Annotated in this window: 22 protein-coding genes; 12 read left to right on the plus strand and 10 right to left on the minus strand. The window is 66.9% G+C overall.

Going from position 1 to position 25914, the window contains the following annotated elements:
• The first annotated feature begins 171 nt into the window (after positions 1-171).
• Together NBE95_RS19590 and NBE95_RS19595 are read left to right on the plus strand one after the other, a co-directional pair.
• Positions 172-1131, plus strand: coding sequence for a helix-turn-helix domain-containing protein (locus NBE95_RS19590; RefSeq protein ID WP_289896136.1), 960 nt, complete (start codon positions 172-174; stop codon positions 1129-1131).
• Between the two features lie 95 nt (positions 1132-1226).
• The gene (locus NBE95_RS19595) at positions 1227-1805 is read left to right on the plus strand and encodes a cupin domain-containing protein (protein WP_289896137.1); all 579 of its coding nucleotides are present in this window, start codon (positions 1227-1229) and stop codon (positions 1803-1805) included.
• Here NBE95_RS19595 and NBE95_RS19600 read toward each other — a convergent pair.
• The 3 genes from NBE95_RS19600 to NBE95_RS19610 form a co-directional block, all read right to left on the minus strand.
• Positions 1802-3235 carry an NAD-dependent succinate-semialdehyde dehydrogenase gene (locus tag NBE95_RS19600; protein WP_289896138.1) on the minus strand — a complete coding sequence of 478 codons (1434 nt, stop codon included), beginning with the start codon at positions 3233-3235 and terminating at the stop codon, positions 1802-1804. The two genes, NBE95_RS19595 and NBE95_RS19600, sit on opposite strands and share 4 nt — an antisense overlap.
• Positions 3236-3369: 134 nt before the next feature.
• Positions 3370-4518, minus strand: coding sequence for a CoA transferase (locus NBE95_RS19605; RefSeq protein ID WP_289896139.1), 1149 nt, complete (start codon positions 4516-4518; stop codon positions 3370-3372).
• Positions 4518-5708, minus strand: a complete 1191-nt coding sequence (locus NBE95_RS19610; protein WP_289896140.1) for an acyl-CoA dehydrogenase — start codon at positions 5706-5708, stop codon at positions 4518-4520. The genes NBE95_RS19605 and NBE95_RS19610 overlap by 1 nt, the downstream gene beginning before the upstream one ends.
• Before the next feature lie 87 nt (positions 5709-5795).
• On the opposite strand from NBE95_RS19610, the gene NBE95_RS19615 reads away from it, so the two are divergent.
• On the plus strand, positions 5796-6701 hold the full coding sequence (locus NBE95_RS19615) for a LysR substrate-binding domain-containing protein (RefSeq protein WP_289896141.1): 906 nt from the start codon (positions 5796-5798) through the stop codon (positions 6699-6701).
• 20 nt (positions 6702-6721) lie between these two features.
• On the opposite strand, the gene NBE95_RS19620 is transcribed toward NBE95_RS19615, so the two are convergent.
• A complete protein-coding gene (locus NBE95_RS19620; protein ID WP_289896142.1) occupies positions 6722-8041 on the minus strand; it encodes an MFS transporter in 1320 nt (439 codons plus the stop codon).
• 211 nt (positions 8042-8252) lie between these two features.
• Here NBE95_RS19620 and cyoA point away from each other — a divergent pair, with 211 nt between their 5' ends.
• Genes cyoA through NBE95_RS19645 form a run of 5 tightly spaced genes read left to right on the plus strand, consistent with a single transcriptional unit; the run spans position 8253 to position 13212 of the window.
• Positions 8253-9455: a ubiquinol oxidase subunit II gene (gene cyoA / locus NBE95_RS19625; protein ID WP_289896143.1), complete on the plus strand. Its 1203-nt coding sequence runs from the start codon at positions 8253-8255 to the stop codon at positions 9453-9455.
• A gap of 12 nt (positions 9456-9467) precedes the next feature.
• The gene (gene cyoB, locus NBE95_RS19630) at positions 9468-11474 is read left to right on the plus strand and encodes a cytochrome o ubiquinol oxidase subunit I (RefSeq protein ID WP_289896144.1); all 2007 of its coding nucleotides are present in this window, start codon (positions 9468-9470) and stop codon (positions 11472-11474) included.
• Between the two features lie 3 nt (positions 11475-11477).
• Entirely contained in the window at positions 11478-12095 is a 618-nt protein-coding gene (gene cyoC, locus NBE95_RS19635) for a cytochrome o ubiquinol oxidase subunit III (RefSeq protein ID WP_289896145.1), read from the plus strand.
• Positions 12095-12475, plus strand: a complete 381-nt coding sequence (cyoD, locus tag NBE95_RS19640; RefSeq protein ID WP_289896146.1) for a cytochrome o ubiquinol oxidase subunit IV — start codon at positions 12095-12097, stop codon at positions 12473-12475. The genes cyoC and cyoD overlap by 1 nt, the downstream gene beginning before the upstream one ends.
• 50 nt (positions 12476-12525) lie before the next feature.
• Positions 12526-13212, plus strand: a complete 687-nt coding sequence (locus NBE95_RS19645) for an SURF1 family protein (RefSeq protein WP_289896535.1) — start codon at positions 12526-12528, stop codon at positions 13210-13212.
• Positions 13213-13218: 6 nt separating this feature from the next.
• Here the strand turns inward: NBE95_RS19645 and NBE95_RS19650 are convergent, their stop codons facing one another.
• From NBE95_RS19650 to ugpB, 5 genes are all read right to left on the minus strand, one after another.
• Positions 13219-14118 carry a sugar phosphate isomerase/epimerase gene (locus NBE95_RS19650; RefSeq protein ID WP_019353260.1) on the minus strand — a complete coding sequence of 300 codons (900 nt, stop codon included), beginning with the start codon at positions 14116-14118 and terminating at the stop codon, positions 13219-13221.
• A gap of 630 nt (positions 14119-14748) precedes the next feature.
• Positions 14749-15813 carry a sn-glycerol-3-phosphate import ATP-binding protein UgpC gene (locus NBE95_RS19655; protein WP_289896147.1) on the minus strand — a complete coding sequence of 355 codons (1065 nt, stop codon included), beginning with the start codon at positions 15811-15813 and terminating at the stop codon, positions 14749-14751.
• Entirely contained in the window at positions 15814-16677 is an 864-nt protein-coding gene (gene ugpE / locus NBE95_RS19660) for a sn-glycerol-3-phosphate ABC transporter permease UgpE (RefSeq protein ID WP_289896148.1), read from the minus strand.
• Positions 16670-17551 carry a sn-glycerol-3-phosphate ABC transporter permease UgpA gene (gene ugpA, locus NBE95_RS19665; RefSeq protein WP_289896149.1) on the minus strand — a complete coding sequence of 294 codons (882 nt, stop codon included), beginning with the start codon at positions 17549-17551 and terminating at the stop codon, positions 16670-16672. Before ugpA ends, ugpE begins: the two co-directional genes overlap by 8 nt.
• A gap of 49 nt (positions 17552-17600) precedes the next feature.
• Positions 17601-18896: a sn-glycerol-3-phosphate ABC transporter substrate-binding protein UgpB gene (gene ugpB, locus NBE95_RS19670; RefSeq protein ID WP_289896150.1), complete on the minus strand. Its 1296-nt coding sequence runs from the start codon at positions 18894-18896 to the stop codon at positions 17601-17603.
• 392 nt (positions 18897-19288) lie between these two features.
• Between ugpB and ada the strand changes: the two genes are divergently transcribed.
• Entirely contained in the window at positions 19289-20350 is a 1062-nt protein-coding gene (ada, locus tag NBE95_RS19675; protein WP_289896151.1) for a bifunctional DNA-binding transcriptional regulator/O6-methylguanine-DNA methyltransferase Ada, read from the plus strand.
• 68 nt (positions 20351-20418) lie between these two features.
• The gene (locus NBE95_RS19680) at positions 20419-21396 is read left to right on the plus strand and encodes a siderophore-interacting protein (RefSeq protein ID WP_289896152.1); all 978 of its coding nucleotides are present in this window, start codon (positions 20419-20421) and stop codon (positions 21394-21396) included.
• 3 nt (positions 21397-21399) lie between these two features.
• On the opposite strand, the gene NBE95_RS19685 is transcribed toward NBE95_RS19680, so the two are convergent.
• Positions 21400-22587 (minus strand): multidrug effflux MFS transporter, encoded by a 1188-nt coding sequence (locus tag NBE95_RS19685; protein WP_289896153.1) that lies wholly within the window; start codon positions 22585-22587, stop codon positions 21400-21402.
• 926 nt (positions 22588-23513) lie between these two features.
• On the opposite strand from NBE95_RS19685, the gene NBE95_RS19690 reads away from it, so the two are divergent.
• Positions 23514-24332: a sulfurtransferase/chromate resistance protein gene (locus NBE95_RS19690; RefSeq protein ID WP_289896154.1), complete on the plus strand. Its 819-nt coding sequence runs from the start codon at positions 23514-23516 to the stop codon at positions 24330-24332.
• On the plus strand, positions 24332-25699 hold the full coding sequence (chrA, locus tag NBE95_RS19695) for a chromate efflux transporter (RefSeq protein ID WP_289896155.1): 1368 nt from the start codon (positions 24332-24334) through the stop codon (positions 25697-25699). The genes NBE95_RS19690 and chrA overlap by 1 nt, the downstream gene beginning before the upstream one ends.
• Positions 25700-25914 lie beyond the last annotated feature (215 nt).

The raw sequence follows: 25914 nt of genomic DNA on the forward strand, positions 1-25914 counted from the left end.
GCGGCAGCTGCGCATAAACTTGTCAGCCAGCGCAGGGCCGGCAGAAACTTGCCGCTGCGCGCAGGAAAACTTGTCGGGCCGCGCAGCCCTCGCGGGCGCGCGCGAGAATCCTTTTGCCCGAATGTCACGCACAGGTTACGAATCGCCAATGTCTGTGCGTGGAGGCGCCGCATGGTCCTGGAAAGCTACAGCACGGCTGCGGCCGCCCCGCCCGAGCGCGCGGCGCATTGGTCCGCCATCATTGCCGACACCTATTTCCCGCTGCAGTTGAGCTATCGCGATCCGGCCACCTTCCAGGGCCGGCTGGAACGGCGCAGCGCCGGCCCGGTCTCGCTGTCGCGGCTGCGCACCGAACCGGCCTGCTACGAGCGGGTGCCCGGCCTGATCCGCCATGGCGAGGCCGAGGAATATCTGGTCACCATCCCCAGCGTCGCGCCGGTGCTGTTCCGGCAGCTTGGCCGCGACGTGACCTGCGGGCCGGGCGGCTTCCTGCTGGAGCGCGGCGACGCGCCCTATCGCTTTGCCTACGAGGCCAGAAACGACCTGCTGGTGATGAAGATCGCCCATAGCGCCCTGGCCGAGCGCCTGCGCCAGCCCGACCGGCTTTGCGCCACGATCTTCGACGGCCGGGACGGGCTGGGCGGGCTTTTCGCCGAGACGGTGCGCCGCGCCCATGCCATGCCCCAGGATGCCGGCGCCGCCGAAGTGCTTGGCCGGCACCTGATCGAATTGCTGGCCCTGGCCCTGGATCGCCAGGCCGAGACCGACCGCGGCGCCGGAACGGTGGTCCGGGCTGCGCATCTGCAGCGGGCGCAACAGGCGATCCGGCGCGAGATCCGCGATCCCGCCCTGTCGCCGGAAAGCGTGGCCCGGGTCTGCGGCATCTCCAAGCGCTATCTGCACGACCTGTTCAGCGAGACCGGCACCACCGTCGCGCAGCATATCCGCGAGACCCGGCTGCAAGCCGCGCGCGACATGCTGCAGATGCCGGGCGACCTGTCGCTGGCCGGCATCGCCTATCGGCTGGGATTTTGCGACCAGGCCCAGTTCTCGCGCCAGTTCCGCGCCTTTTTCGGCCAGACCCCGCGCGACTATCGCAATGCCTGCCGCGCGCGGCAGCCGCAGGGGTAGATCTGCGCAGCATCCTGCGCGACGGGTCGGCCATCCGAACTGGCGGCGGGTCCGGTTTGGCGCTAGGATGCCGGAAAGCCACGAGCGGGGGATGGATGCAGGATTTCGACGTCGGCGCAAGGCTCAGGGAATTGCGCGGCGAGGCCGGGCTGTCGCAGCGGCAGCTGGCCGAGGCCTCGGGGGTCCCGCATGGCCAGATCTCGATGATCGAGACCGGCCGCAGCAGTCCCTCGGTCGCCTCGCTGCGCAAAATCCTGGGCGGACTGGGGGTGACCATGTCGCAGTTCTTTGAACCCGACAGCGGCCCCAGCGGCACGGTCTTCTTCACCCCGGCCGAGCTGCGCGACCTGACCTCGCGGCTTTATTCCACCTTCGAGGGGCCCGCCGGCCGCATGAGCCTGCGCCAGGTCGGCGACGCCCGCGCGCATAACCTGCAGATCCTGCACGAACGCTACGAGGCCGGCGCCGATACCGGCGAGACCATGCTGCAGCATCACGGCAGCGAGGGCGGCATCGTCATCTCGGGCGAGATCGAGCTGACCGTGGGCGGCGAGACCCGCATCCTCAAGGCCGGCGACAGCTTCCTGTTCGCCTCGAACCAGCCGCATCGCTTCCGCAATGTCTCGGATCGCGAGGCGGTGGTGGTCAGCGCCTGCACGCCGCCCTATCTCTAGCCCTTGCGGGTGACGAACCGGGTCTGCAGATAGGCACCGATGGCCTCCGAGCCGCCCTCGGTGCCCATGCCGGAATCGCCGATGCCGCCGAAGGGCAGTTCCGGCAGCGACAGGCCGATATGGTTGACCGTCAGCATGCCGGCGCGGATCTCCTCCTGCAGGCGCTGCATCCGGGCCGAGGACCGGGTCCAGGCATAGGCCGCCAGGCCATAGGGCAGCCGGTTGGCCTCGGCGAAGGCCTCGTCGTCCTGGCGGAAGCGGTTGACGATGGCGATGGGGCCGAAGGGTTCCTCGTTCATCACCGCCGCCTCGGCCGGCACGTCCAGCAGCACGGTGGGCGCGAAGAACCAGCCCTCGTTGCCGAGGCGCTGGCCGCCGGTGGCAAGCCGGGCGCCGCGGTCCAGCGCGTCGCGGATCAGCCGCTCGATGGCGGGGATGCGGCGTTCGTTGGCCAGCGGCCCCATCTGGCTGGCCGGATCGCTGCCGGGGCCGGGCTTCGCCTGCGCCATGGCCGCGACGAATCTTTCGGTAAAGCGGTCCGCGATCCCGTCCTGTACCAGGAAGCGGGTGGGCGAGATGCAGACCTGGCCGGCATTGCGCAGCTTGGCGGCGGCCATGGCGGCGGCGGCCGCGTCGACATCCGCATCGTCGAAGACCAGGACCGGCGCATGGCCGCCCAGCTCCATGGTGGCGGGCTTCATGTGCAGTCCGGCCAGCGCCGCCAGTTGCTTGCCGACCGGGGTCGAGCCGGTGAACGACAGCTTGCGGATCGCCGGATGCGGGATCAGGTAGCCCGAGATTTCGGCCGGATCGCCATAGACCAGGTTCAGCACCCCCGCCGGCAAGCCGGCATCGACGAAGCAGCGCGCCAGTTCGGCCGGCGAGGCCGGGGTTTCCTCGGCCGCCTTGACGACGATGGTGCAGCCCGCCGCCAGGGCGGCCGAGATCTTGCGCACCGCCTGGTTGATCGGGAAGTTCCAGGGCGTGAAGGCGGCGACCGGGCCCAGGGGCTCGCGGACCGTCAACTGCGTGACGCCCGGCACGCGGGCGGGGATGATCTGGCCATAGCTGCGCCGTGCCTCTTCGGCGAACCATTCGATGATCTCGGCCCCGGCCATGATCTCGGCGCGGGACTGGTCGAGCGGCTTGCCCTGTTCGGCCGTCATCATTGCCGCGATGCCGTCCACGCGGCCGCGCAGCAGGCGCGCGGCCGCGCGCATCAGGTCCGACCGGTGCAGCGGTGAGCTGCGGCCCCAATCGGCAAAGGCGCGATGGGCGGCCTGGACCGCCGCCTCGAGATCGGCGATGCCGGCATGGGCGACGCGGCCGATTTCGGCGCCGGTCGCGGGGTCGAGCACCGGCAGGCTGCGCCCGTCAAGCGCCGCGCGCCAGCTGCCGTCGATCAGGAGTTGCGTGTCGGGATAGGTCATCTGTCCTGCCTTGCTGGAACGGGGTGGCGGCGCCGGCGGCCGGGGGCTCCGCCCCCGCGCCATGCGCGTCCCTCAACGGGACGCGCATGGCGCTCCCCGGGGTATTTGGAAAACGGAGAAAGCCTCAGGACCGGTCACGGGGGGGCGAAATCCCAGGCGCCGGCGCCAAGCGCGGGGGCGGCGCGATCGGTCTGAAGCCGGCTGCGCGAAAAGCGCATCGGGCTGCGCAGGCCGGGAATGCCCTCGGGCGCGATCTGCAGGCCGCGGGCCCGCACCTGCGGCTCGGCCAAAGCCTCGGCCACATCGTTGACCGGGCCGGCCGGGACGCCCGCCGCTTCCAGCGCCGTGATCAGCGCGCTGCGGGTGAAGCGGCGCGTGGCCTGGACCAAGAGCGGCACCAGCCGGGCGCGGTTCGCCACCCGGGCGGGATTGGTGGCGTAATCCGGATCCCGGGCCAGGTCCGCCAGCGCCAGCACCCGGCACAGCGCGGCGAATTGCCGGTCATTGCCGCAGGCGATGATCAGGTGCCCGTCCAAGGCCGGGAACAGCTGATAGGGCACGATGTTCGGATGGGCATTGCCCAGCCGGTGCGGCACGGCCCCGCCCAGCAGGTAATTCGTCGCCTGATTGGCCAGGACCGCGACGCCGCAATCCAGCAACGACAGGTCGAGATGCTGGCCCAGCCCCGAGCGTTCGCGCTCGGCCAGCGCCGCCTGCACCGCGATCACCCCGTAGAGCCCGGTGAAGATGTCGATCCAGGCGACGCCGACCTTCTGCGGCTCGCCCGCGGGCTCTCCGGTCAGGTCCATGATCCCCGACATGCCCTGGACCAGGAAATCGTAGCCCGGCTGCGCCGCCCGGGGCCCATCCTGGCCGAAGCCGGTGATCGAGGCATAGACGAGGCGCGGGTTCCGGGCCGACAGGCTGGCATGGTCGAGACCGAACTTCCGCAGCCCGCTCAGCTTGAAATTCTCGACCAGCACGTCGGCCTCGTCGATCAGCCGCTTGAGCCGCTCCAGATCGGCCGGGTCGTTGAAGTCGCAAATCACCGAGGTCTTGCCGCGATTCGCGGCGTGGAAATAGGCGGCCACGGTCTCGGTCGAGCCGTCGGGACGCGGCCGTTCGATGAAGGGCGGCCCCCAGCGGCGGGTGTCGTCGCCCTCGGGTGCCTCGACCTTGATCACCTCGGCGCCCAGATCGGCCAGGGTCTGGCCGATCCAGGGACCGGCAAGGATGCGGGCCAGCTCGACGACCCGCAGCCCTTTCAGCGGCGCGGCGGACATCAGCCGAAGGCCTGGATGCCGGTTTGTGCCCGGCCGAGGATCAGCGCATGCACATCATGCGTGCCCTCGTAGGTGTTCACCGTCTCGAGGTTCTGCGCATGACGGATGACGTGATACTCGACCGAGATGCCGTTGCCGCCATGCATGTCGCGGGCCATGCGGGCGATGTCCAGCGCCTTGCCGCAATTGTTGCGCTTGACGATCGAGATCATCTCGGGCGCCATCTTGCCCTCGTCGAACAGCCGCCCCACGAGCAGGCTGGCCTGCAGACCCAGCGCGATCTCGGTCTGCATGTCGGCGAGCTTCTTCTGGTAGAGCTGCGTCGCCGCCAGCGGCCGGTTGAACTGCTGGCGGTCGAGCCCGTATTGCCGGGCGCGGAACCAGCAATCCTCGGCCGCGCCCATGGCGCCCCAGCTGATGCCGTAGCGGGCGCGATTGAGGCAACCGAAGGGGCCGCCCATGCCCTCGACGCCGGGCAGCAGCGCGTCCTCGCCGACCTCGACATCCTCCATGACGATTTCGCCGGTGACCGAGGCGCGCAGGCTCAGCTTGCCCTCGATCTTCGGCGCCGACAGGCCCTTCATGCCCTTTTCCAGCACGAAGCCGCGCACCTTGCCGCCATGCGCCTCGGACTTGGCCCAGACCACGAAGACATCGGCGATCGGCGAGTTGGTGATCCACATCTTGGCGCCGTTCAGGACATAACCGTCCGCGGTCTTCTTCGCGCGGGTCTTCATGCCGGCCGGGTCGGAACCCGCATCCGGCTCGGTCAGGCCGAAGCAGCCGATGAACTCGCCCGAGGCCAGCTTCGGCAGGTATTTCTGCTTCTGCGCCTCGCTGCCGTAAGCCTCGATCGGATACATGACCAGCGAGCTTTGCACCGAGGCCATCGAGCGATAGCCGGAATCGATGCGTTCGATCTCGCGCGCGACCAGGCCGTAGGCGACGTAAGAGGCGCCGACACCGCCATAGGCCTCGTCCACGGTCACACCCAGCAGGCCGGCCGCGCCCATCTCGCGGAAGATCTCGGGATCGGTGGTCTCGTTCAGATAGGCGTCCTTGATCCGGGGCGCGAGCGATTCGGCCGCGAAGGCCGCGGCGCTGTCGCGGATCATCCGCTCTTCCTCGGTCAGCTGGTCCTCCAGCAGGAAGGGGTCGTTCCAGGCGAAGGTGGCGGGTTTCTGGGCCATGCGGTCACTCCTCTGTTGCCGTCCGTTCTAGCCCAGGCGCGGCCGGAGTGCTAATGATGAGTGATCCGCAGTTCATGAGTTTCAGGAATGAACAAACCACCCCGCCCCAGCTATACCCCCAGCATTCAGGAACTGCGCGCATTGGTGTTTTGCGCCGAGACCGGCTCGGCCTCGCGCGCGGCCGAGATGCTGAACCTGACGCAAAGCGCGGTCAGCCGCTCGATCCGGGCGCTGGAGGACAGGCTGGGGGTGCGGCTGTTCCGCCGGGTGCGCCAGCGGCTGATCCTGTCGGATGCCGGGCGGGCGCTGGTGCGCGATTCGCGCCAGATCCTGGACCGGCTGGAAAACTCGGCGCGCATGGTCATGGCCTTTGGCGGCGGCGGCGATGTGCTGCGGCTGGCGGCGCTGCCGACCTTTGCCGCGACCTGGCTTATTCCGCGGCTGCCGGATTTCGCCCGACAGCATCCGGAGGTCTCGATCGACCTGACCGCGGCGCTGGCGCCGGTGGATTTCGAGGACAGCCCCTTCGACGCCGCGCTGCAACGCGCCGAGCTTGCCCGCCCGGGCAGCCGGGTCACGCCGCTGGTGGACGAAACCCTGATCGTCGTGGCCTCGCCCGGTCTGATCCCGCCCGAGCTGACGCCCGGCGCCGATGCTCTGGCGCGCTATCCGCTGATCCAGCAGGCAACGCGGCCCGGCTTGTGGAGCGACTGGTTCGCGCTGACCGGCAGCGACGCCCTGGACCGGCTGCGCGGGCCGCGGTTCCAGCATTTCGACATGGTGATCGCCGCCGCCCAGGCCGGGCTGGGCATCGCGCTGCTGCCCAACATCTTCGCCGCGGCAGCGCTGCGGGCCGGTACGCTGCGCCAGATCAGCCCGCTGCGCCTGCCCGGGCGCTGGCCCTATTGCCTGATCCGGCCGCAGGGCAGCGGCGAAAGCCGCGCGCTGGCCGCCTTTGCCGAATGGCTGGAGCACCGCGCCACGGCGCTTTAGCCGCGCGGCGCCGGGGCGGATCAGGCGTCGCCCTTGAACTCCATCCGCCCGGCCAGCAGCACGGCGATGGTCGAACAGACCGCGCCCGACAGCAGGTAGAGACCGGCGGCGGGCAGGCCCAGCCAGGCCGAGAGCAGCAGCGCCGTCAGCGGCGCGAAGCCGGCCCCGAACATCCAGGCCAGGTCCGAGACGATGGCCGAGCCGGTATAGCGGTTGCGCACCCCGAAAAGCGAGCCGACCGCCCCCGAGGACTGGCCGAAGCTGAGCCCGAGGATGAAGAAGCCGGCGATCATGTAGACCATCTCGCCGGTCTTGCCGGCCGAAAGCAGCAGCGGCGCCAGGATGGCGAAGCCGCCGATCAGCAGCGCGCCGACCAGCAACAGGCGCTGCCGGCCGATGCGGTCGGCCAGGAAACCGGACAGCAGGATGGCGGCGATGCCGGCCAGCGCGGCGACGGCCTCGATCACCAGGAAGCTGACCAGCGTCTCGTTGGTGTAAAGAAAGATCCAGGACAGCGGATAGACCGTGACCATGTGGAACATGGCAAAGCTCGCCAGCGGCACGAAGATGCCCAGCAGGACCGTCGGCCCGTCCTCGGCCAGGGTGGTGCGCAGCCGGGTGGGCTGCAATTCGCGCGATTCGAAAAGCTCCTGGAACTCGTCGGTGGCGACGATGCGCAGGCGCGCGAACAGCGCCACCACGTTCACCGAGAAGGCGACGAAGAACGGATAACGCCAGCCCCAGCCAAGGAAATCCTCGGCCGAGAGGTTCGCGGCCAGATAGGCGAACAGCAGGCTGGCCACGATCAGCCCGATGGGGGCGCCAAGCTGCGGCACCATGGCGTAGATGCCGCGCCGGCTTTTCGGTGCGGTCAGCGCCAGCAGCGAGGGCATGCCGTCCCAGGCGCCGCCAAGCGCCAGCCCCTGGCCGATGCGCAGCACCGCCAGGATGACGACCGCCCAGTAGCCGACATCCTCATGGCTGGGGATCAGGCCCATGGCGACGGTGGCCGTGCCCATCAGAAACAGCGCCGCGGTCAGTTTGCTGACCCGCCCGTGCCGGCGGTCGATGGCCATGAACAGCGCGCTGCCCAGCGGCCGCACCACGAAGGCCAGCGCCAGCAGCGCAAAGGACAGCAGCGTGCCGGTCAGCGGATCGGTGAAGGAGAAGATCCGCTGCGGGAACACGATCACCGAGGCGATGGCGAAGACGAAGAAATCGAAGAACTCGGAGGTGCGCCCGATGATCACGCCCACGGCGATGTCGGAAGGCGACACCCGATGGAGCGGCGAGGCGGGGGCGGAGGGGCCGGCATGGGCCGAAGGGGAAGTGCTCGACATGGCAGATGGTTTCGATCTGATCCAGATTCCTGCCGGGCCTCGACGGTCGTCACCCGGCGTCCTGCCCCTTCCCTGCCGCAAACCGAGGGCGCGCAGCATAGGGCAAAACGTCGCATGTCGCCTTGATCCAGATCAAGGTAACCAACCCACACTTGCCCGGCGCATTTCCGACTCGTTTCGTTGCGCCATCCACGGGACAGCAGGTAGTCCAATGAAAAGAAACCCAAAATTCACTCGCCTTGCATGGCTTTCGCTTCTGATCCCGCTTGCCGCGTGCAAGGCCGAGGTGCTGTTGCCCGCCGGTGACGTGGCGGCGCGAGAACGCGATCTTCTGGTCAGCTCGACGCTGCTGATGCTGCTCATCATCGTGCCGGTGATGGCATTGACGGTGTGGTTCGCCTGGAAATATCGCGAGCGCAATCGCGATGCCGAATACCGCCCGGACTGGGATCATTCGACCAAGCTGGAATTCGTGATCTGGGCGGCGCCGCTCCTGATCATCATCTCGCTGGGGGCGCTGACCTGGGTCGGCACCCACCTGCTGGATCCCTATCGCCCGCTGGACCGCATCTCCAAGGACCAGCCTGCCCCGCGCGAGATGCAGCCGCTGCGGGTCGAGGTGGTGGCGCTCGACTGGAAATGGCTGTTCATCTATCCCGAACAGGGCATCGCCTCGGTCAACCAGATGGCGGTGCCGGTGGACCGCCCGGTCGAGTTCACGCTGACCTCCTCCTCGGTGATGAACGCCTTTTACATCCCGGCCATGGCCGGCATGGTCTATGCCATGCCGGGGATGCAGACCAAGCTGCACGGGGTCTTCAACAATCCCGGCGAATACAAGGGCATCGCCTCGCATTATTCGGGCCACGGTTTCTCGGGCATGCATTTCAAGGCGCTGGCCACCGACCAGGCCGGCTTCGATGCCTGGATCGCCAAGGCGCGCGAGGCCGGCGGCACGCTGGACCGTCCGCGCTACCTGGAACTCGAGGCGCCGAGCGAGAACGTCCCGCCCATGACCTTCGCCGAGGTCGATCCGCAGCTTTACCCGCGCATCGTCAACATGTGCGTCGAGCCGGGCAAGATCTGCATGGCCGAGATGATGGCGCTGGACGCCCAGGGCGGGACCGGGCTGGCCGGGACGATGAACGTCACCGCCCTGACCTATGACAAGCACCAGCGCCGCGGCGCGCGCGCGCCGGTGCTGGGCTGGAAACCCTTCCAGGTCGCCTCGTTCTGCACGCCCGAGGAAGCGGCGCTGATGTTTGGCAACATGCCGGACGTGGTGCCGGAACGGGCGGACATGACGCCGCTGCGCGGCCTGGCGATGACGCCGCCCCAGCCCTTCCGCCTTACGCATGAAAACGACGTCACGCTGCTGGAAGCCGCCGAGAGCGGCGCGGCGCGGAATTTCTGATCGGACGCACGCATGGTTACGCCTTCCAACGAAACCACCTTCCTTCTGGGCCGCCTGAACTGGGACGCGATCCCGAAGGAGCCCATCGTCTGGGCCACCTTCGCCGCCGTCGCCATCGGCGGGGTCGCGCTGCTTGCGGTGCTGACGAAATACCGGCTCTGGGGCTATCTCTGGAAAGAATGGTTCACTTCGGTCGATCACAAGAAGATCGGCATCATGTACATCATCCTGGCGCTGATCATGTTCGTGCGCGGCTTTGCCGATGCGATCATGATGCGGTTGCAGCAGGTCTGGGCCTTCGGCGGCTCCGAGGGCTACCTGAACAGCCACCACTATGACCAGATCTTCACCGCCCATGGCGTGATCATGATCTTCTTCGTGGCCATGCCCTTCGTCACCGGGCTGATGAACTACGTCGTGCCGCTGCAGATCGGCGCGCGCGACGTGTCCTTCCCGTTCCTGAACAATTTCTCGTTCTGGATGACGGTGGGGGGCGCGGTCATCACCATGGCCTCGCTGTTCGTGGGCGAGTTCGCGCAGACCGGCTGGCTGGCCTTTCCGCCGCTTTCGGGCATCGGCTACAGCCCCTGGGTCGGGGTCGACTATTACATCTGGGGTCTGCAGGTCGCCGGCGTCGGCACCACGCTCTCGGGTATCAACCTGCTGGTGACGATCCTGAAGATGCGGGCGCCGGGCATGACGATGATGCGGATGCCGGTCTTCACCTGGACCTCGTTCTGCACCAATATCCTGATCGTCGCCTCGTTCCCGGTGCTGACCATGACGCTGATCCTGCTGACGCTGGACCGCTATGTCGGCACCAACTTCTTCACCAACGATCTTGGCGGCAATCCGATGATGTATATCAACCTCATCTGGATCTGGGGCCATCCCGAGGTCTATATCCTGATCCTGCCGCTGTTCGGGGTGTTCTCGGAAGTCGCCTCGACCTTCTCGGGCAAGCGGCTGTTCGGCTATTCCTCGATGGTCTACGCGACCGTCTGCATCACGGTGCTGTCCTATCTGGTCTGGCTGCACCATTTCTTCACCATGGGCTCGGGCGCCTCGGTGAACTCGTTCTTCGGGATCACCACGATGATCATCTCGATCCCGACCGGGGCCAAGCTCTTCAACTGGCTGTTCACCATGTATGGCGGCCGCATCCGCTATGAACTGCCGATGTTGTGGACGGTGGCCTTCATGCTGACCTTCGTCATCGGCGGCATGACGGGCGTGCTGCTGGCGGTGCCGCCGGCCGATTTCGTGCTGCACAACTCGCTGTTCCTGATCGCGCATTTCCACAACGTCATCATCGGCGGCGTGTTGTTTGGCTGCTTCGCGGCGGTGAACTACTGGTGGCCCAAGGCCTTCGGCTTCAAGCTGGACGTGTTCTGGGGCAAGGTTTCGTTCTGGTTCTGGGTGGTCGGCTTCTGGTTCGCCTTCATGCCGCTCTATATCCTGGGGCTGATGGGCGTCACCCGTCGGCTGCGGGTCTTCGACGACCCGGACCTGCGGATCTGGTTCGCCATCGCCGCCTTCGGTGCGGTGCTGATCGCCTGCGGCATCGCCGCCATGTTCGTGCAGTTCGGCGTCTCGATCCTGCGCCGCAACCGGGCGGATTATCGCGACGTGACCGGCGATCCCTGGAACGGCCGGACGCTGGAATGGGCGACCTCCTCGCCGCCGCCGGCCTATAACTTCGCCTTCAACCCGATCTCGCACGGGCTGGACAGCTGGTGGGAGATGAAGCAGAACGGCGCCGCGCGCCCGACCGCCGGCTTCATGCCGATCCACATGCCGAAGAACACCGGCACCGGCGTGATCCTGGCGGCGCTGGCCACCATCTGCGGCATGGCGCTGATCTGGTATATCTGGTGGCTGGCGGCGGCCAGCTTCCTGGGCATCATCGCCGTCTCGATCGGCCATACCTTCAACTACAACCGCGACTATTACATCCCGGTCTCGGAAATCGAGGCGACCGAGGATGCCCGGACGCGCCAGCTTGCGCAGGGGGCCTGAGCCATGAGCCACGCGACAACCGACACCATGGACCGCTACTGGGAACTGGAGCCCCATCACCACCCCGAAGGGGCCTCGACCAGCCTGGGCTTCTGGGTCTACCTGATGAGCGACTGCCTGATGTTCGCGGTGCTCTTTGCGGTCTATGGCGTGCTGGGCACCAGCTTCGCCGCCGGGCCGGGCCCCAAGGATCTGTTCGACCTCGAGCTGGTGGCGGTCAACACCGCCATGCTGCTGCTCTCGTCGATCACCTTCGGCTTCGCCATGCTGGCCATGGGCAAGGGTGACAAGCGGGCCACGCTGCGCTGGCTGGCGGTGACGCTGTTCTTCGGCCTATGCTTCCTGGGCATCGAGCTTTACGAGTTCCACCACCTGATCCATGTCGGCGCCGGGCCGCAGCGGTCCGGCTTCCTGTCGGCCTTCTTCACGCTGGTCGGGACGCACGGGCTGCATGTCACCTTCGGCTCGATCTGGCTGGTGACGCTGATGGTGCAGATCACCCGCACCGGGCTGATCCCCGCCAACCAGCGCCGCATGGTCTGCCTGTCGATGTTCTGGCACTTCCTCGACGTCATCTGGATCGGCGTCTTCACCTTCGTCTATCTGCTGGGGATGATCTGATGTCTGCCGAACACGCGCATTCGCATCTCGACGATCACGGCCACGACCATGGCAGCCATGCCTCTTACCTCAAGGGGTTCCTGCTCTCGGTGATCCTGACCGCCCTGCCCTTCGGCATCGTCATGGCCGGCGGCTTCGAAAGCCGCGGGCTGACGGCGCTGGTCGTCATCGGCTTCGCCGTCGTGCAGATTCTGGTCCACATGGTCTATTTCCTGCACATGAACGGCAAGCAGGAGGAGGGCTGGACCATGCTCTCGACCATCTTCACCGTGGTGGTGGTGGTGATCCTGCTGGCCGGGTCGCTGTGGGTCATGTATCACATGAACACCAACATGATGCCGCAGATGGATCACGAGATGATGCAGGGCATCGGCTCGTGACCGGGCCGGCGGTTGCGGGGGCGCGGGTGGCGCGTTCCCGCTTCGCGCGGCTGGCGCTCCTGACCGGGGCGCTGGCCATTTTCGTTCTGCTTTGCGGGCTGGGCATCTGGCAGGTGCAACGCCTGGCCTGGAAGACCGACCTGATCGCCCGGGTCGAGACCCGGCTGGCGGCCGAGCCGGCGCCCGCCCCCGGTCCGCGGGACTGGCCGGAACTTTCGGCCGGGGCGGACGAATACCGCCGCCTGACCGTCTCGGGCCGCTTCCGCGCCGGCAGCGATACGCTGGTCAAGGCGGTGACGGATCGCGGCGCCGGCTTCTGGGTGATGACGCCGCTGCTTACCGACCAGGGCTGGCCGGTGCTGGTCAATCGCGGCTTCGTCCCCGGAACCGCCCGGGCCGAGGCCGACCGGGTGCTGCCCGGCGGCCCGGTCACGATCACCGGGCTGCTGCGCATGAGCCAGCCCGGCGGCGCCTTCCTGCGCAAGAACGATCCCGAGGCCGGCCGCTGGTATTCCCGCGACGTCGCGGCCATCGCCGACCGGCGGGGACTGACCGGCGCCGCGCCCTATTTCATCGACGCCGATGCCCGCGCCGATGCCGATCTGCCCATCGGCGGGCTGACCGTGGTCAGCTTCCGCAACAGCCATCTGGGCTATGCGTTCACCTGGTTCTCGCTGGCCGCGCTTTGGGCCGGCTGGCTGATCTGGCTGTGGCGGCGCGGCGCCGGCCAGGGCTGAGCGCCGCTATTTCCAATACTGGTCGATATATTTCTGCATCTCGGCGCGCATGAAGCGGCCGGAGTGATCGGCGCGGTCCTCCCAGGCGAAGACGCAGGCGGTCATGATGCCGTCGAAGCCGATCTCGGCCAGGGTGCCGAAGAAATCGTCCCAGGGCACCTCGCCCTGGCCGATGTCGAGATGCTGGTGCACGCGGGCCTGGGTGCCCGGCGGGTTCAGGATGTAGCGCAGGCCCGAACTGGCCTTGTGGTTGAACGTGTCGCCGACATGGACATGCGCCAGCACATCGGCGGCCTCGCGCAGCATCGCCTTGGTGTCGTCGCCGAAATAGAAGGTATGCGGCGCACAATAGAGGAATCTCACCCGCGGCGAATTCACCGTGCGGATGATGTCGAGCGCCGGCTGCAGGGTCTCGCACCAGTCCTCGGGATGCGGCTCGACATGCAGGGTGATGCCCTCGCGCTCGAAGATCGGAACCAGTTCCTCCATGCTGCGCCACCAGGCGTCCTCGCAGGACTCGATCATGCTGCCGGTATGACAGCAATAGCAGCCGCCCTTGTCGGGATGCGGGCCGCGGCCGAATTCGCTGTTCATGGTATCCACGCCCAGCTCGACGGCGATCTCGATGGCGCGTTTCCAGTGCCTGACGGCGGCCTGGCGCTCGGTCTCGTCGTTCGAGGCCCAGCGATACATCGGCAGCAGGCTGGCGATGCCGACCTCGGCCTTGTTCAGCGCCCGTTTCAGCGTCTTGATGCGGTCGGGAAAGACGCGCGGCGCCTTGAACCATTCCAGGAAATCGCCGCGCGGGCTCAGCTCGATCCAGTCGTAGCCGAGTTCCTTGACCTTGGCCGGGATCTGTTCCAGCGGCAGGTGACGGTGCATGAAGGGGTCGATGGCAATGCGCATGGTCGGGGTCCTTGCTATGGGGTGGGGTCGCGCACCGGCCCGCCCCGGCGGCGGGCAGCAGGCGGCGATCAGAGTGGTATTGCGCCTGGTTTTCGGGCGTGACCGGCCCGAAGGGCACCCGGATGGCGCGCTCAACCGGCTCGCCCCGGACCATGGCGATGGCGGTCCGCCCGGTTCGTGGCGTTCTGATCGACGGTGAGGTCCAGGCCGCTCGCCGGCCTCGCCGCCAGCCCGTCCCGGCCACCGCCACCTTGTCCATCGTCACGTCCGCGGCCTTCAGTGATGGATCTTGATGCCGTCCAGGGGAATGGTCAGGAAAGGATTGTCACAGGAGGTCATCGCCGCCCCGATCCGCATTTCCTGCGCCATCGCCGTCAAGCCCCCGGATTTCATTCGGTCCCTCCCCCTTCTGCAGCGCCGCGGCCGCCCAAGCACGGACGCCGGCCGGCTGCCCAGGCCGGGCCGGGATGCGGCATGGTGTTGAAGACGGGCGCTCTCCTCTGGCCCGCCTGGGCAGGGTTGTCGCCGGCCGGCCGATTCAGGTCAATGCGGGACGGTGCGCGAAACCGATCATCCGTGATGGATAATGATTGACGGCATGATGGGATTCCGTCACGCCGTCGCAGCCTTTCAACCCTCGACGCGGCGGCCGGTTTCCGGGTCGAAGAAATGCAGATGCGCGGCATCCGGCACCGCCTGGATGCGGTCGCCGCGCTCGGCCCGGCTGCTGCCGGGCAGCCGCAGCACCATCGCCACATCCGACCCCTCGATCACGCCATAGCCGAAGGCATCCGCGCCCAGCCGCTCGACCGAGCGCAGCAGCACCGGGATCGCCGCCTCGCCGGCCTGCGCCAGCCGCAGATGTTCGGGGCGCAGCCCAAGGCGCAGGTCGCCGCCGCGCGGCGGGACCGGCAGCGGCAGGACCGCGCCGCCCGGCAAGGTGACGCCGCCCTCGCCCGCCCGGACGGTGAAGATGTTCATCGCCGGCGAGCCGATGAAGCCCGCCACGAATTCGCTGGCCGGGCGTTCGTAGACCTCCAAAGGCGTCGCGATCTGCTCGGCCACGCCCTTGTTCATCACGATCAGCCGGTCGGCCAGCGTCATCGCCTCGACCTGGTCATGGGTGACGTAAAGCGTGGTCTGGCCGGTGCGCAGGTGCATCTCCTTGATCTGCAGGCGCATCTGCACCCGCAGCTTGGCGTCGAGATTCGACAGCGGCTCGTCCAGCAGCAGCGCCGCCGGCTCGCGCACCAGCGCCCGGCCCATGGCGACGCGCTGGCGCTGGCCGCCGGACAGCGCGCGCGGCTTGCGGTCCAGATAGGGCTCCAGCTCCAGCATGGTCGCGGCCTTGGCCACGCGGGCCGCGATCTCGGCTTTCGGCAGCCGGGCGATCTTGAGGCCATAAGCCATGTTCTCGCGCACCGACATATGCGGATAAAGCGCATAGTTCTGGAACACCATGGCGATGTCGCGCTGGCGCGGCTCCAGGTCGTTGACCACCTTGCCGCCGATCTCGATGGTGCCGGCGCTGATCGCCTCCAGCCCCGCCACCATGCGCAGAAGCGTGGACTTGCCGCAGCCCGAGGGGCCGACGATCACCACGAATTCGCCGTCCGCGACCTCCATGCTGATGCCGTGGATGACCTGGTTTCCCGCATAGCTCTTGCGGACGTCATTGAGCAGGATGCCGGCCATCTATTTCTCCGTCTCGACCAGGCCCTTGACGAACCAGCGCTGCATCAGCACCACCACCAGGATCGGCGGCAGGATGGCCAGCACGCTTGTGACCATCACCAGGTTCCAGGGCGTATCGGCATCGGCAAAGGAGATCATCTTCTTCAGCGCGATGACGATGGTGTTCATTTCATTGGAATTGGTGACCAGCAGCGGCCACAGGTATTGCGTCCAGCCATAGATGAACTGGATCACGAAGATCGCCGCCACATTGGTCAGCGACAGCGGCCACAGGATGTCCTTGAAGAACCGCCACGGGCCGGCGCCATCGACGCGCGCGGCCTCCAGCAACTCGTCGGGGATGGTCATGAAGAACTGCCGGAACAGCAGCGTCGCGGTGGCCGAGGCGATCAGGGGCAGGATCAGCCCCGGATAGGTGTCGATCAGCCCCAGATCGACCATGACCTTGTAAGTGGGCTGGATGCGCACCTCGACCGGCAGCATCAGGGTGATGAAGATCAGCCAGAAACAGGCCATGCGCAGCGGAAAGCGGAAGAAGACGATGGCATAGGCCGAGGCCATGGAAATGGCGATCTTTCCCAGCGCGATGCCCATGGCGACGATGGTGGTATTGGCCAGCAGCCGCCACAGGCTGACGCCGCCGATGCGCCGCACGCCGCCCTCGAAGGCCTCGCCGTAATTCGCCGCGGCCTCGGGACCGGGCAGCAGCGGCAGCGGCGGGCGCAGGATGGTCTGGGTGCTGTGGGTCGAGGCGATGAAGACGTAATAGACCGGGAAGGCCACCACGATCACGCCGAGGATCATCCAGAAATGCGCGACCAACCGGCCCGGCCCGCGGGGGGCCAGGGGGGATGCCTCAGCCATAATGCACCCGCCTTTCGATAAAGCGGAACTGGAAGGCGGTCAGGCCGATGACGATGAGCATCAGGATCACCGATTGCGCGGCGGAATCGCCCAGGATCAGGTTCACGAAACCGTCGTTATAGACCTTGTAGACCAATGTTTCCGTGGCCTTGCCGGGGCCGCCGCCGGTCACCGCATGGATGATGCCGAAGGTGTCGAACAGCGCATAGACCGTGTTCACCACCAGCAGGAAGAAGGTGGTCGGCGTCAGCAGCGGGAAAACGATGGTCCAGAAGGCGTGCCGCCGCGAGGCGCCGTCGATGGCCGCCGCTTCCAGAAGAGATCGAGGAATCGCCTGCAAGCCAGAGACAAAGAACAGGAAATTATAGCTGATCTGCTTCCATGTCGCCGCCGCCACCACCAGGATCATGGCGTGATCGGCGTCCAGCAGCGGGTTCCAGCGAATGCCCATCTGCCGCAGCGGCCAGGCCAGCGTGCCGAAGGACGGGTTGAACATGAACAGCCACAGCATCCCGGCGATGGCCGGCGCCACCGCATAGGGCCAGATCATCAGCGTGCGGTAGAACCCCTTGCCGCGGATGACCTTTTCCGCCTGCACCGCCAGGAACAGCGCGATCGCCATGGCGAAAAGCGCCACCAGTGCCGAAAAGACCGCGGTGACCTGCACCGCGTTCAGGTAGTTCGGATCGCCCAGCACCTTGCGGAAATTCGCCAGGCCCACGAAGGTCGATTTCAGCCCGAAGGCATCCTCGCGCAGCATGGATTGCCGGAACGCCTGCGCCGCCGGCCAGTAGAAGAAGATCAGCGTGATTGCCAGCTGCGGCGCCAGCAGCAGCCAGGGCAGCAGCTTGTGCGGAAAGACCGTGCGCCTCATCCGTCCCCCAATGCAGAGGCGGGCGCAACAGGGCGCCCGCCGCCAAAGTTCAGCCGCCCACGGCTTCCTTGATCGCGGCATTGCCGCGTTCTGCCGCGTTCTTCAGCGCCGTGGCCGCATCCTGCTGACCCGCCAGCATCTTCTCGTATTCCTCGTTCTGGATGTCGCGCAGCTGCGGCAGGTTCGGGGCGCGGACACCCTTGGAGTTTTCGGTCGGCGGCTTGCCCATCATCTGCAGGATCGGCGTCTCGCGGCCCGGATTCTTCTGGTAGAAATCCGAAGCCTTGGTCGCCTCGTAAGCCGCCATGGTCACCGGCAGATAGCCCGACTGTTCGTGCAGATATTGCTGCACCTCGGTCTGCGACAGGAAGTTGAAGAAGGCGGCGACGCCCTTGTAGGTCTCGTCCGACTTGCCGCCCATCACCCAAAGCGAGGCGCCGCCCGGCGTGGTGTTCTGCGGCGCGCCCTCGGCAGTCTCGTCATAGGGCAGCTGGCCGATGCCGTAGTTCATGCCCGACTTGACGATATCGCCCAGGCCGCCCGAGCTTTCGGTCAGGATGCCGCATTCGCCCGAGGTGAAGTTCTGCTTGGCCTCGCTGGTGCGGCCGCCATAGACGAAGACGCCCTCTTTCGCCAGGTCCGCAAGCTCCTGGAAATGCTTGACGAACAGCGGGCCGTCGATCTTCAGCTCGGGGGTGCCGGCCAGGCCGTTCTCGTTCGTGGCCCAGCTGACATTGTTCCAGGCGGCGAAATTCTCGGTATGGATCCAGGTCAGCCAGGTCGAGGTATAGCCGCAGCTCGCGGCGCCCGATTCCTTGATCTTGCGGGCGGCGGTCCAGACCTCGGCCCAGGTCTTGGGCGGATTCTCGACGTCCAGCCCCGCCTTTTCGAAGATGTCCTTGTTGTAATACAGGATCGGCGAGGAGGAGTTGTAGGGGAAGGACAGCATCTCGCCCTCGGGGGTCGAGTAATAGCCGACGATGCCGGGAAGATACTGGCTCTTGTCGAAGTCGTAGCCGCCTTCCTTCAGCACCTCGGCCACCGGCTTGATGGCGCCCTGGGCGCCCATCATCACCCCGGTGCCGACGTCGAAGACCTGGATGATGTCCGGGGCCTGCCCGGCGCGGAAGGCGGCGATGCCGGCGTTCAGCGTCTCGGGATAGGTGCCCTTGAAGACGGGCTTGACCTCGTAATCTTCTTGGCTGGCGTTGAAATCGCTGGCGATCTTGGTCACCACCTCGGCATTGGCGCCGGTCATGGCGTGCCACCAGGAAATCTCGGTCTTGGCCTCGGCCGCGACGGGCAGCGCCATCAGCCCGGCAAGCCAGAAAACGGTTCTTTGCATGGTCTTCCTCCGAATCGTGCCTTTTTCGGCTCTTCGCTCCCGGGCGGCATTCCTGGGAACCACGGGTTCCGCGCGCAGCATCCGCCTCCCTGGACGAAACTGTCACCTGCCAGGGGCCGAGGTGTCAATTCGCTTCGTATGGCAGATGCCGCCCCGGAGCCACGCCGAGCACCGCGGCGCTTTCGCATTTCTTTGTAAAAATCACATGACGGCAATGCCATGTACGAAATTTTTAATGCGTTTCATGAAATCGACACATTGCGCGAAAAATCACGCTTTCCGTGCGTTTCTTCTTGAAGCGCGCCCCGAATTTGACCGCAAGCGGCGGAGTGCGGCAGATGCGTTTTCCGGTCAGACATGGTATCGAAGCGATGCAACGAAAGGCCGCGACCATGGATCAGCGTCCCCTTCCCCCCCAGAACGATCCGCGCTGGCAGCAGGTGCTGGCACGCGACGCCACCGCCGACGGGCGTTTCGTCTATGCGGTGCGCTCGACCGGGGTCTATTGCCGGCCCTCCTGCCCGTCGCGCCGTGCCCGGCCCGAGAACGTCCGCTTTTTCCCCGGCCCGGACGAAGCCGAGGCGGCGGGCTTTCGGCCCTGCCGGCGCTGCAACCCGCGCGGGCTTTCGACGGCCAAGGCCAATGCCGCCCTGGTCGCCGCCGCCTGCCGGCTGATCGAGGCATCGGACAGCCCGCCCAGCCTCGACGCGCTGGCCGAGGCGGCGGGGATGAGCCGGTTCCATTTCCACCGCCAGTTCAAGGCGGCGACCGGGCTGACGCCGCGCGCCTATGCCGCCGCGCATCGCGCGGGACGGCTGCGCGAGCGGCTGCGGGGCAGCGACAGCGTGACCGGGGCGATCTACGAGGCCGGTTTCAACGCCAGCAGCCGTTTCTACGAAGGCGCGGACGCCATGCTGGGCATGACGCCCTCGGCCTGGCGCAAGGGCGGCGCGGGCGCCGAGATCCGCTTCGCGCTGGGGCAATGCGCGCTGGGCGCCATCCTGGTCGCGCAAAGCCGGCGCGGCATCTGTGCCATCGCGCTTGGCGACGACCCCGAGGCGCTGCTGCGCGACTTCCAGGACCGCTTTCCCCGCGCCACCCTGATCGGCGGCGACCCGGAATTCGAGGCGCTGGTGGCCCGCGTCGTCGGCTTCGTCGAGGCCCCGCGCCTGGGGCTGGACCTGCCGCTGGACATCCGCGGCACCGCCTTCCAGCAGCGGGTCTGGCAGGCGCTGCGGCAGATCCCGCCCGGCACCACGGCCAGTTATGCCGAAATTGCCCGCCGCATCGGCGCACCGCGCGCCACCCGCGCCGTGGCCCAGGCCTGCGCCGCCAACGCCATCGCCGTGGCCATCCCCTGCCACCGGGTGGTGCGCAGCGACGGCGGCTTGTCGGGCTATCGCTGGGGCGTCGCCCGCAAACGCACCCTGCTGGACCGGGAAACCACCGGCTAGGGCTTATTGCCGAGCGTTTCTCTTGGGTATATAGGGCGAAGGATCGGCGCCGAGCGAAAGGACCCGTCATGTTTCCGATCCGACCCTATCGCAGCACCGGCACGCTCGACAGCGCCTCGGGTGCCGCGGCGGCGGCGATCAAGGCCCGCGCCGCCGAGTGGGAGGTCGAGCTGATTGAAACCCCGGAGAGCCTGACCATGCTGGTCTGGGGCTGCGCGCTGTCGCTGATCCCCGAAGGTCATTCGGCGCGGCTGGAACTCAGCGCCCCCGAGAAGCGGCTGATCGGCACCTTGCAGGACACCGCCACCACGCTGCTGGACAGCCTCGGCGTCGCGGTGCGCTGGGACCGGGTGGACGAGGGGGCGCTGGCCCCCGGCCTGTCGCTGCTGCGCGTGGCGCGGATCTGGCAGCGCACGCCCGGCTTCATCCGCGTGCGCCTGGCGGGCGAGGAAGCGGCCCGCTTCGGCCAGGGCGGGTTGCATTTCCGGCTGCTGCTGCCGCCGCCCGGCCGCGCGCCGCAATGGCCGCGCGTCGCCGCGAACGGCCGCACGCTCTGGCCCGAGGGCGAGGATGCGCCGCATCGCGCCGTCTATACCACCGCTGCGCAGCAGGCGAACTGGCTGGAATTCGACATCTTCCGCCATGCCGGCAGCCCCACCTGCGACTGGGCCGACCGCGCCCGCCCGGGCGAGACGGTGGGGATCATCGGCCCCGGCGGCGGCGGTTGCCCCGAAGGCTCGCGGCTGTGGCTGTTCGGAGACGAGACCGCCTTGCCCGCCATTGCCCGGACCCTGGCCGAGGCGCCGGGCGAGGTCCGCGCCGTCCTGCGCTGCGCGCCCGAGGACATGGCCGATCTGGCGCCTGATCCGCGCGTGCGCCGCTGCGACGACCTGCTGGCGGCGCTGGACGGCGCCGATTTCGGCGGCGCCGAGGATCGCCATGTCTGGTTCGCCGGCCCCGCCGCCGAGGCGCGCGAGGCACGGCGGCGGCTGGTCGCCCGCGGTCTGGGCAAGCGCGAATTCACCGCCGCCGCCTATTGGGGCTAGCCCTCAGGCCAAGCGCAGGCGCGGCAACGACGCCGCCGCCGCAGTCCAGGCCAGCACCGCGCAAAGCGCGATGGCCGGCACCATGCTGGCGGCGGTGTTGTCAAGGAACGGCCCGGTCACCGCGATCATCAGCCCGCCGGTCAGCATCTGGATCGTGCCGCCCAGCGACGAGGCAAGCCCGGCGATGTCGGGATGCGGGTCCAGCGACATGACCATGGCCGTCGGCATGACCAACCCCAGGCAGGCATTGGCCAGGAACAGCCCGGCGATCACCACCGCCAGCGCATCGAAACCGGCGGCCACCACCAGCGACAGCAGCAGCGCCAGCCCGGCAAAGCCGGTGATCGCCAGCGAGATCACCCGCTCCATCCCGAAGCGCTCGGCCAGCCGGCCGGCGAATTGCGAGGCCGAGAAGAAGCCGATCGCATTCACCGCGAAGGCCAGCGAGAAACCGGTGGGGCTAAGCCCGTATTGCCGGGTATAGACGAAGCTCGCCGAGGCCAGGAAGACGAAGAAGCTGGCCATGCCGAAGCCGCCGATCATCGTCAGCCCCAGGAAGCGCCGGTCCGAAAGCAGCCGGCGGACCCCGGCCAGCATGGCCCTGACCCGCACCGGCCGGCGGTTGTCGGCATCCAGCGTCTCGGGCAGCACGAACAGGATCAGCGCCAGGCTCAGCAAGGCCGCGCCGGCCAGCACCGCGAAGATTTCGCGCCAACTGCCCCAGGCCATCACCGCCGAGCCGGTCAGCGGCGCCAGCATCGGCGAGACCGAGATCACGATCATGATCGCCGCCATCATCTTCGCCGCCGCCGGGCCGGTGGCCATGTCGCGGATCACCGCGCGTGGCACCACCATCAGCGTCGCGGCGCCCAGGCCCTGCACGGCGCGGGCGGCGATCAGCCAGCCGATGGTCGGCGCCAGGCTTGCCGCCACCGTGGCGGCCAGGAAGATGCCGACGCCGATCACCAGCGGCTTCTTGCGGCCGACCGCATCCGACATCGGGCCATAGATCATCTGGGCAATGCCGAAGACGATGAAATACGAGGTGAGCGTCAGCGCCGCTCCGGCCTCGGTGGTGCCCAGGTCGCTGGCCACCTGCGGCAGCGCGGGCAGATACATGTCGATCGCGAAAGGACCGACGGCGGAAAGCAGGCCAAGCAGCAGGGCCATGCGGAACAAGGGATCACGCATCGGGAAACCTGTCAGATTTTAAGATATGAAAAAAGCGGACGCAGAATCGCGCCAAAAGCTGTTCACCGCCGCCGGGCGCTGCATGCCATGGCCCGCGGACAAGCGCAAGCGCCTTCGCGCCGGCTGGTTGATAAATGTTTGACCAGCCGGATCGGGTCTTTGCCGGGGCCGGGGCGCGGCGCATGCTGGCGGGGATTGCAGGATTCTGTCGCGGAGCACGCCGATGAGGATCTACCACCTTCTCTTCATGGCGCAGATCGCCGGGCTTGTCGGACTGATCGGTGCCGCTGTCATTTATTGGTAACAGTTTCCCAAGGCCCCGCTTGACAGGTCCGCCTGACATGTAACATTGGCGCCATGAACAAAGTGGCTGATTGGTTGTCCAACAAGAGCCCGGTCAGCTTGACTGGCCTCCAGAGTTCGAGAATTTCTCTTGAAATTCATTGTTCTATGGAATGCCGTTGTTGAGACAAAAAACGCGGTTGAAACTATGTTGCGTCAACAAGTTCACTGCTCGTTCCAGGCCCCGGCGCGACCGGGGCCTTTCACTATGCAGCGGCTTGCAGGGATATCTCGCTCGCAGCCTAGATGCTGGCCGTCATCATGAAAGCAGACGGCCATCATTCCGGCGCAACGCCGCCGCGCTTAGGCAACTCCGGACCGTCCTCACATGGCGATGATTCGATGCGAGGCTGTCAGATCCGCATCCTGCGTCAGCGCCAGGGCGTGGAGCACCGAACGCCTCCGTAGTGCCAACCCCGTCACTCGCGCCTAGTAAAAGCAGCAAGAACTTCCACTCGCTCTTGCACAGCCTTCCCGCCTATTTTAGTTGATGGTGCATGGGGACTCGCGAACTCCCCACGAGGCGCCAGCCGAAGATCGCGTTCCAGATCCATCCTGATCGTCCTGTTTAAGGAGGAACGTCCATGCCTGCGCCAAACGCTATTTCAAGTGAGAAGCTGAGCAAGATCATCGGCACCCCCCGCGCGCCGCTGCTTCTAGATGTGCGCTCAGAAGAGGATTTTGCGGAGAGCCCTTACCTGCTGCCGGGCGCAGTTCGTGCCGATGATCAGATCATGGCCGAGGCGTCGGCGCGTGCGCCCGGTTCGACCATCGCTGTCTGCCGCGCAGGACACCATCGAAGCCAAGGCGCGGCAGCGTGGTTGCGTGCCGAGGGCGTCGGCGCCGAATATCTCGACGGCGGCTTTGACGGTTGGCTGGCTGCCGGGCTACCAGTAATCGACCCAGCACGGTTGCCGCCGCGGGATACGCAGGGCCGTACCGTCTGGGTGACGCGTGCTCGGCCCAAAGTGGACCGCATCGCGTGTCCCTGGCTCATCCGCCGCTTTGTCGATCCGCGCGCGATCTTCCTCTTCGTTGCGCCTGCAGAGGTGGTCGGCGTGGCCGAGCGCTACAACGGCGCGGCCTTCGACGTCGAAGAGACGTTCTGGAGCCATCGTGGCAATCTCTGCACCTTCGACGTGATGGTGGCCGAGCTTGGCCTCTCCCTGCCAGCGCTTGAAGTCTTGGCGCGGATCGTGCGCGGGGCGGATACGGCTCGGCTTGACCTGGCGCCCGAGGCGGCAGGGCTTCTGGCGGCCTCGCTCGGTCTCTCGCGCATGTTCTCGGATGACTTGGAGCAGCTGGAGGCCGGCATGTTGCTCTACGATGCGCTCTATCGATGGGCGCGGGATGCTCGAGGTGAGACCCACAACTGGCCCACCAACAGCCCGAGGACAACATAATGTCCGACCGCCCCTACCCGACCCTCGCCGAGGCGACGCGCATCTGGGCACGAATTGGGTTGCTCAGTTTCGGCGGGCCCGCCGGGCAGATCGCTCTGATGCACCGCATCCTGGTCGAGGAGCAGCGCTGGCTGGGCGAGCAGCGATTCCTCCACGCGCTGAACTATTGCATGTTGCTGCCGGGTCCCGAGGCGATGCAGTTGGCCGTTTATATCGGTTGGCTTATGCATCGCACGCTTGGCGGGATCATCGCAGGGCTTCTTTTCGTGCTGCCGGGCGTCGTCGCGATCATGGCGCTCAGCTGGATCTATGCGATCTGGGGCGATGCCGCCCCAGTCGAGGCGCTGTTTTTCGGCCTAAAGGCCGCCGTCCTTGCCATCGTGGTGCAGGCAGTGATTCGCATCGGCAGCCGGGCGCTTAAGAACGGCGCGATGATCGGCATCGCGGCAGCCTCCTTCGTCGCGATCTTCGTCTTCGGCATCCCTTTTCCGCTCATCGTCCTGATGGCTGGGCTGGTCGGCTTTCTTGCTGCACGCGCGCATCTGCCTGCCTTTCGGGGCGGCGGCGGACATAGCAAGGTCGGGGCGAACCAGATCGCCGATGCCAACACGCTGTTGGGCGAGGAAACCCCCGAGCATACGTACCTCAATCGGGCTTGGGCGTTGCGGGTCTCGATCGTGATCCTCGCGCTGTGGCTCCTGCCGGTGGCGGCGCTGTTTCTTACGCTCGGACCCCAGAACGTCTTCTCCCAGATAGCGGGCTTCTTCAGCGTCATGGCGGTGGTGACCTTCGGTGGCGCGTATGCGGTTCTGGCCTATGTCGCGCAGGAGGCGGTGCAGAATTTCGGCTGGCTCGCCCCAGGCGAGATGTTAGACGGGCTGGGCATGGCCGAGACGACGCCGGGCCCCCTGATTATGGTCACGCAATTCGTCGGCTTCATGGGCGCCCTGCGTGAGGCGGGCGCGCTACCTCCGCTGCTTGCCGGCACGCTCGGCGGGTTTCTGACGACTTGGGTCACCTTCGCGCCGTGCTTCCTGTGGATTTTCCTCGGTGCGCCCTTCATCGAGCGGCTCAGGGACAACCAGGTTCTATCTGCCGCGTTGACAGCAATTACCGCGGCGGTGGTGGGCGTGATCGCAAACCTCGCGGTGTGGTTCGGCCTGCACGTCCTCTTCTCCGAGCTGCGCCCGGTGGGAGCGCGATGGCTGGCGCTGGAGCTGCCGGTCTGGTCCAGTCTTGACCCTTGGGCAGCGCTGCTGACGGGGGTGGCGCTGATCGCGGTGCTGGGCTTTCGCCTGTCGCCTGTGACGGTGCTGGCCGGCTGTGCTCTCACCCAACTGGCGCTGCGGCTGCCGGGGCTGATCTGATCTTGAGAGACCGCGGCCGGTAGTTGCGTCCGCGGATCCACAATAGCCTTTAAGGGTCACGAAGGAATCCGTGGCCTTTTTTTGACTACGCGATGATAGGGGGTGTTCTCTCTGGCAGCCGAGCAGCCGCCTACTGTTCCAAACGATACAGTACCTCGGGTGGAGCTGCGCATTGCCGTCATGGCATCAGCGAAACCATGAAAACTAACGGAAAG

Source organism: Paracoccus sp. TOH, from assembly GCF_030388245.1.
Taxonomy (GTDB): Bacteria; Pseudomonadota; Alphaproteobacteria; order Rhodobacterales; family Rhodobacteraceae; genus Paracoccus; species Paracoccus simplex.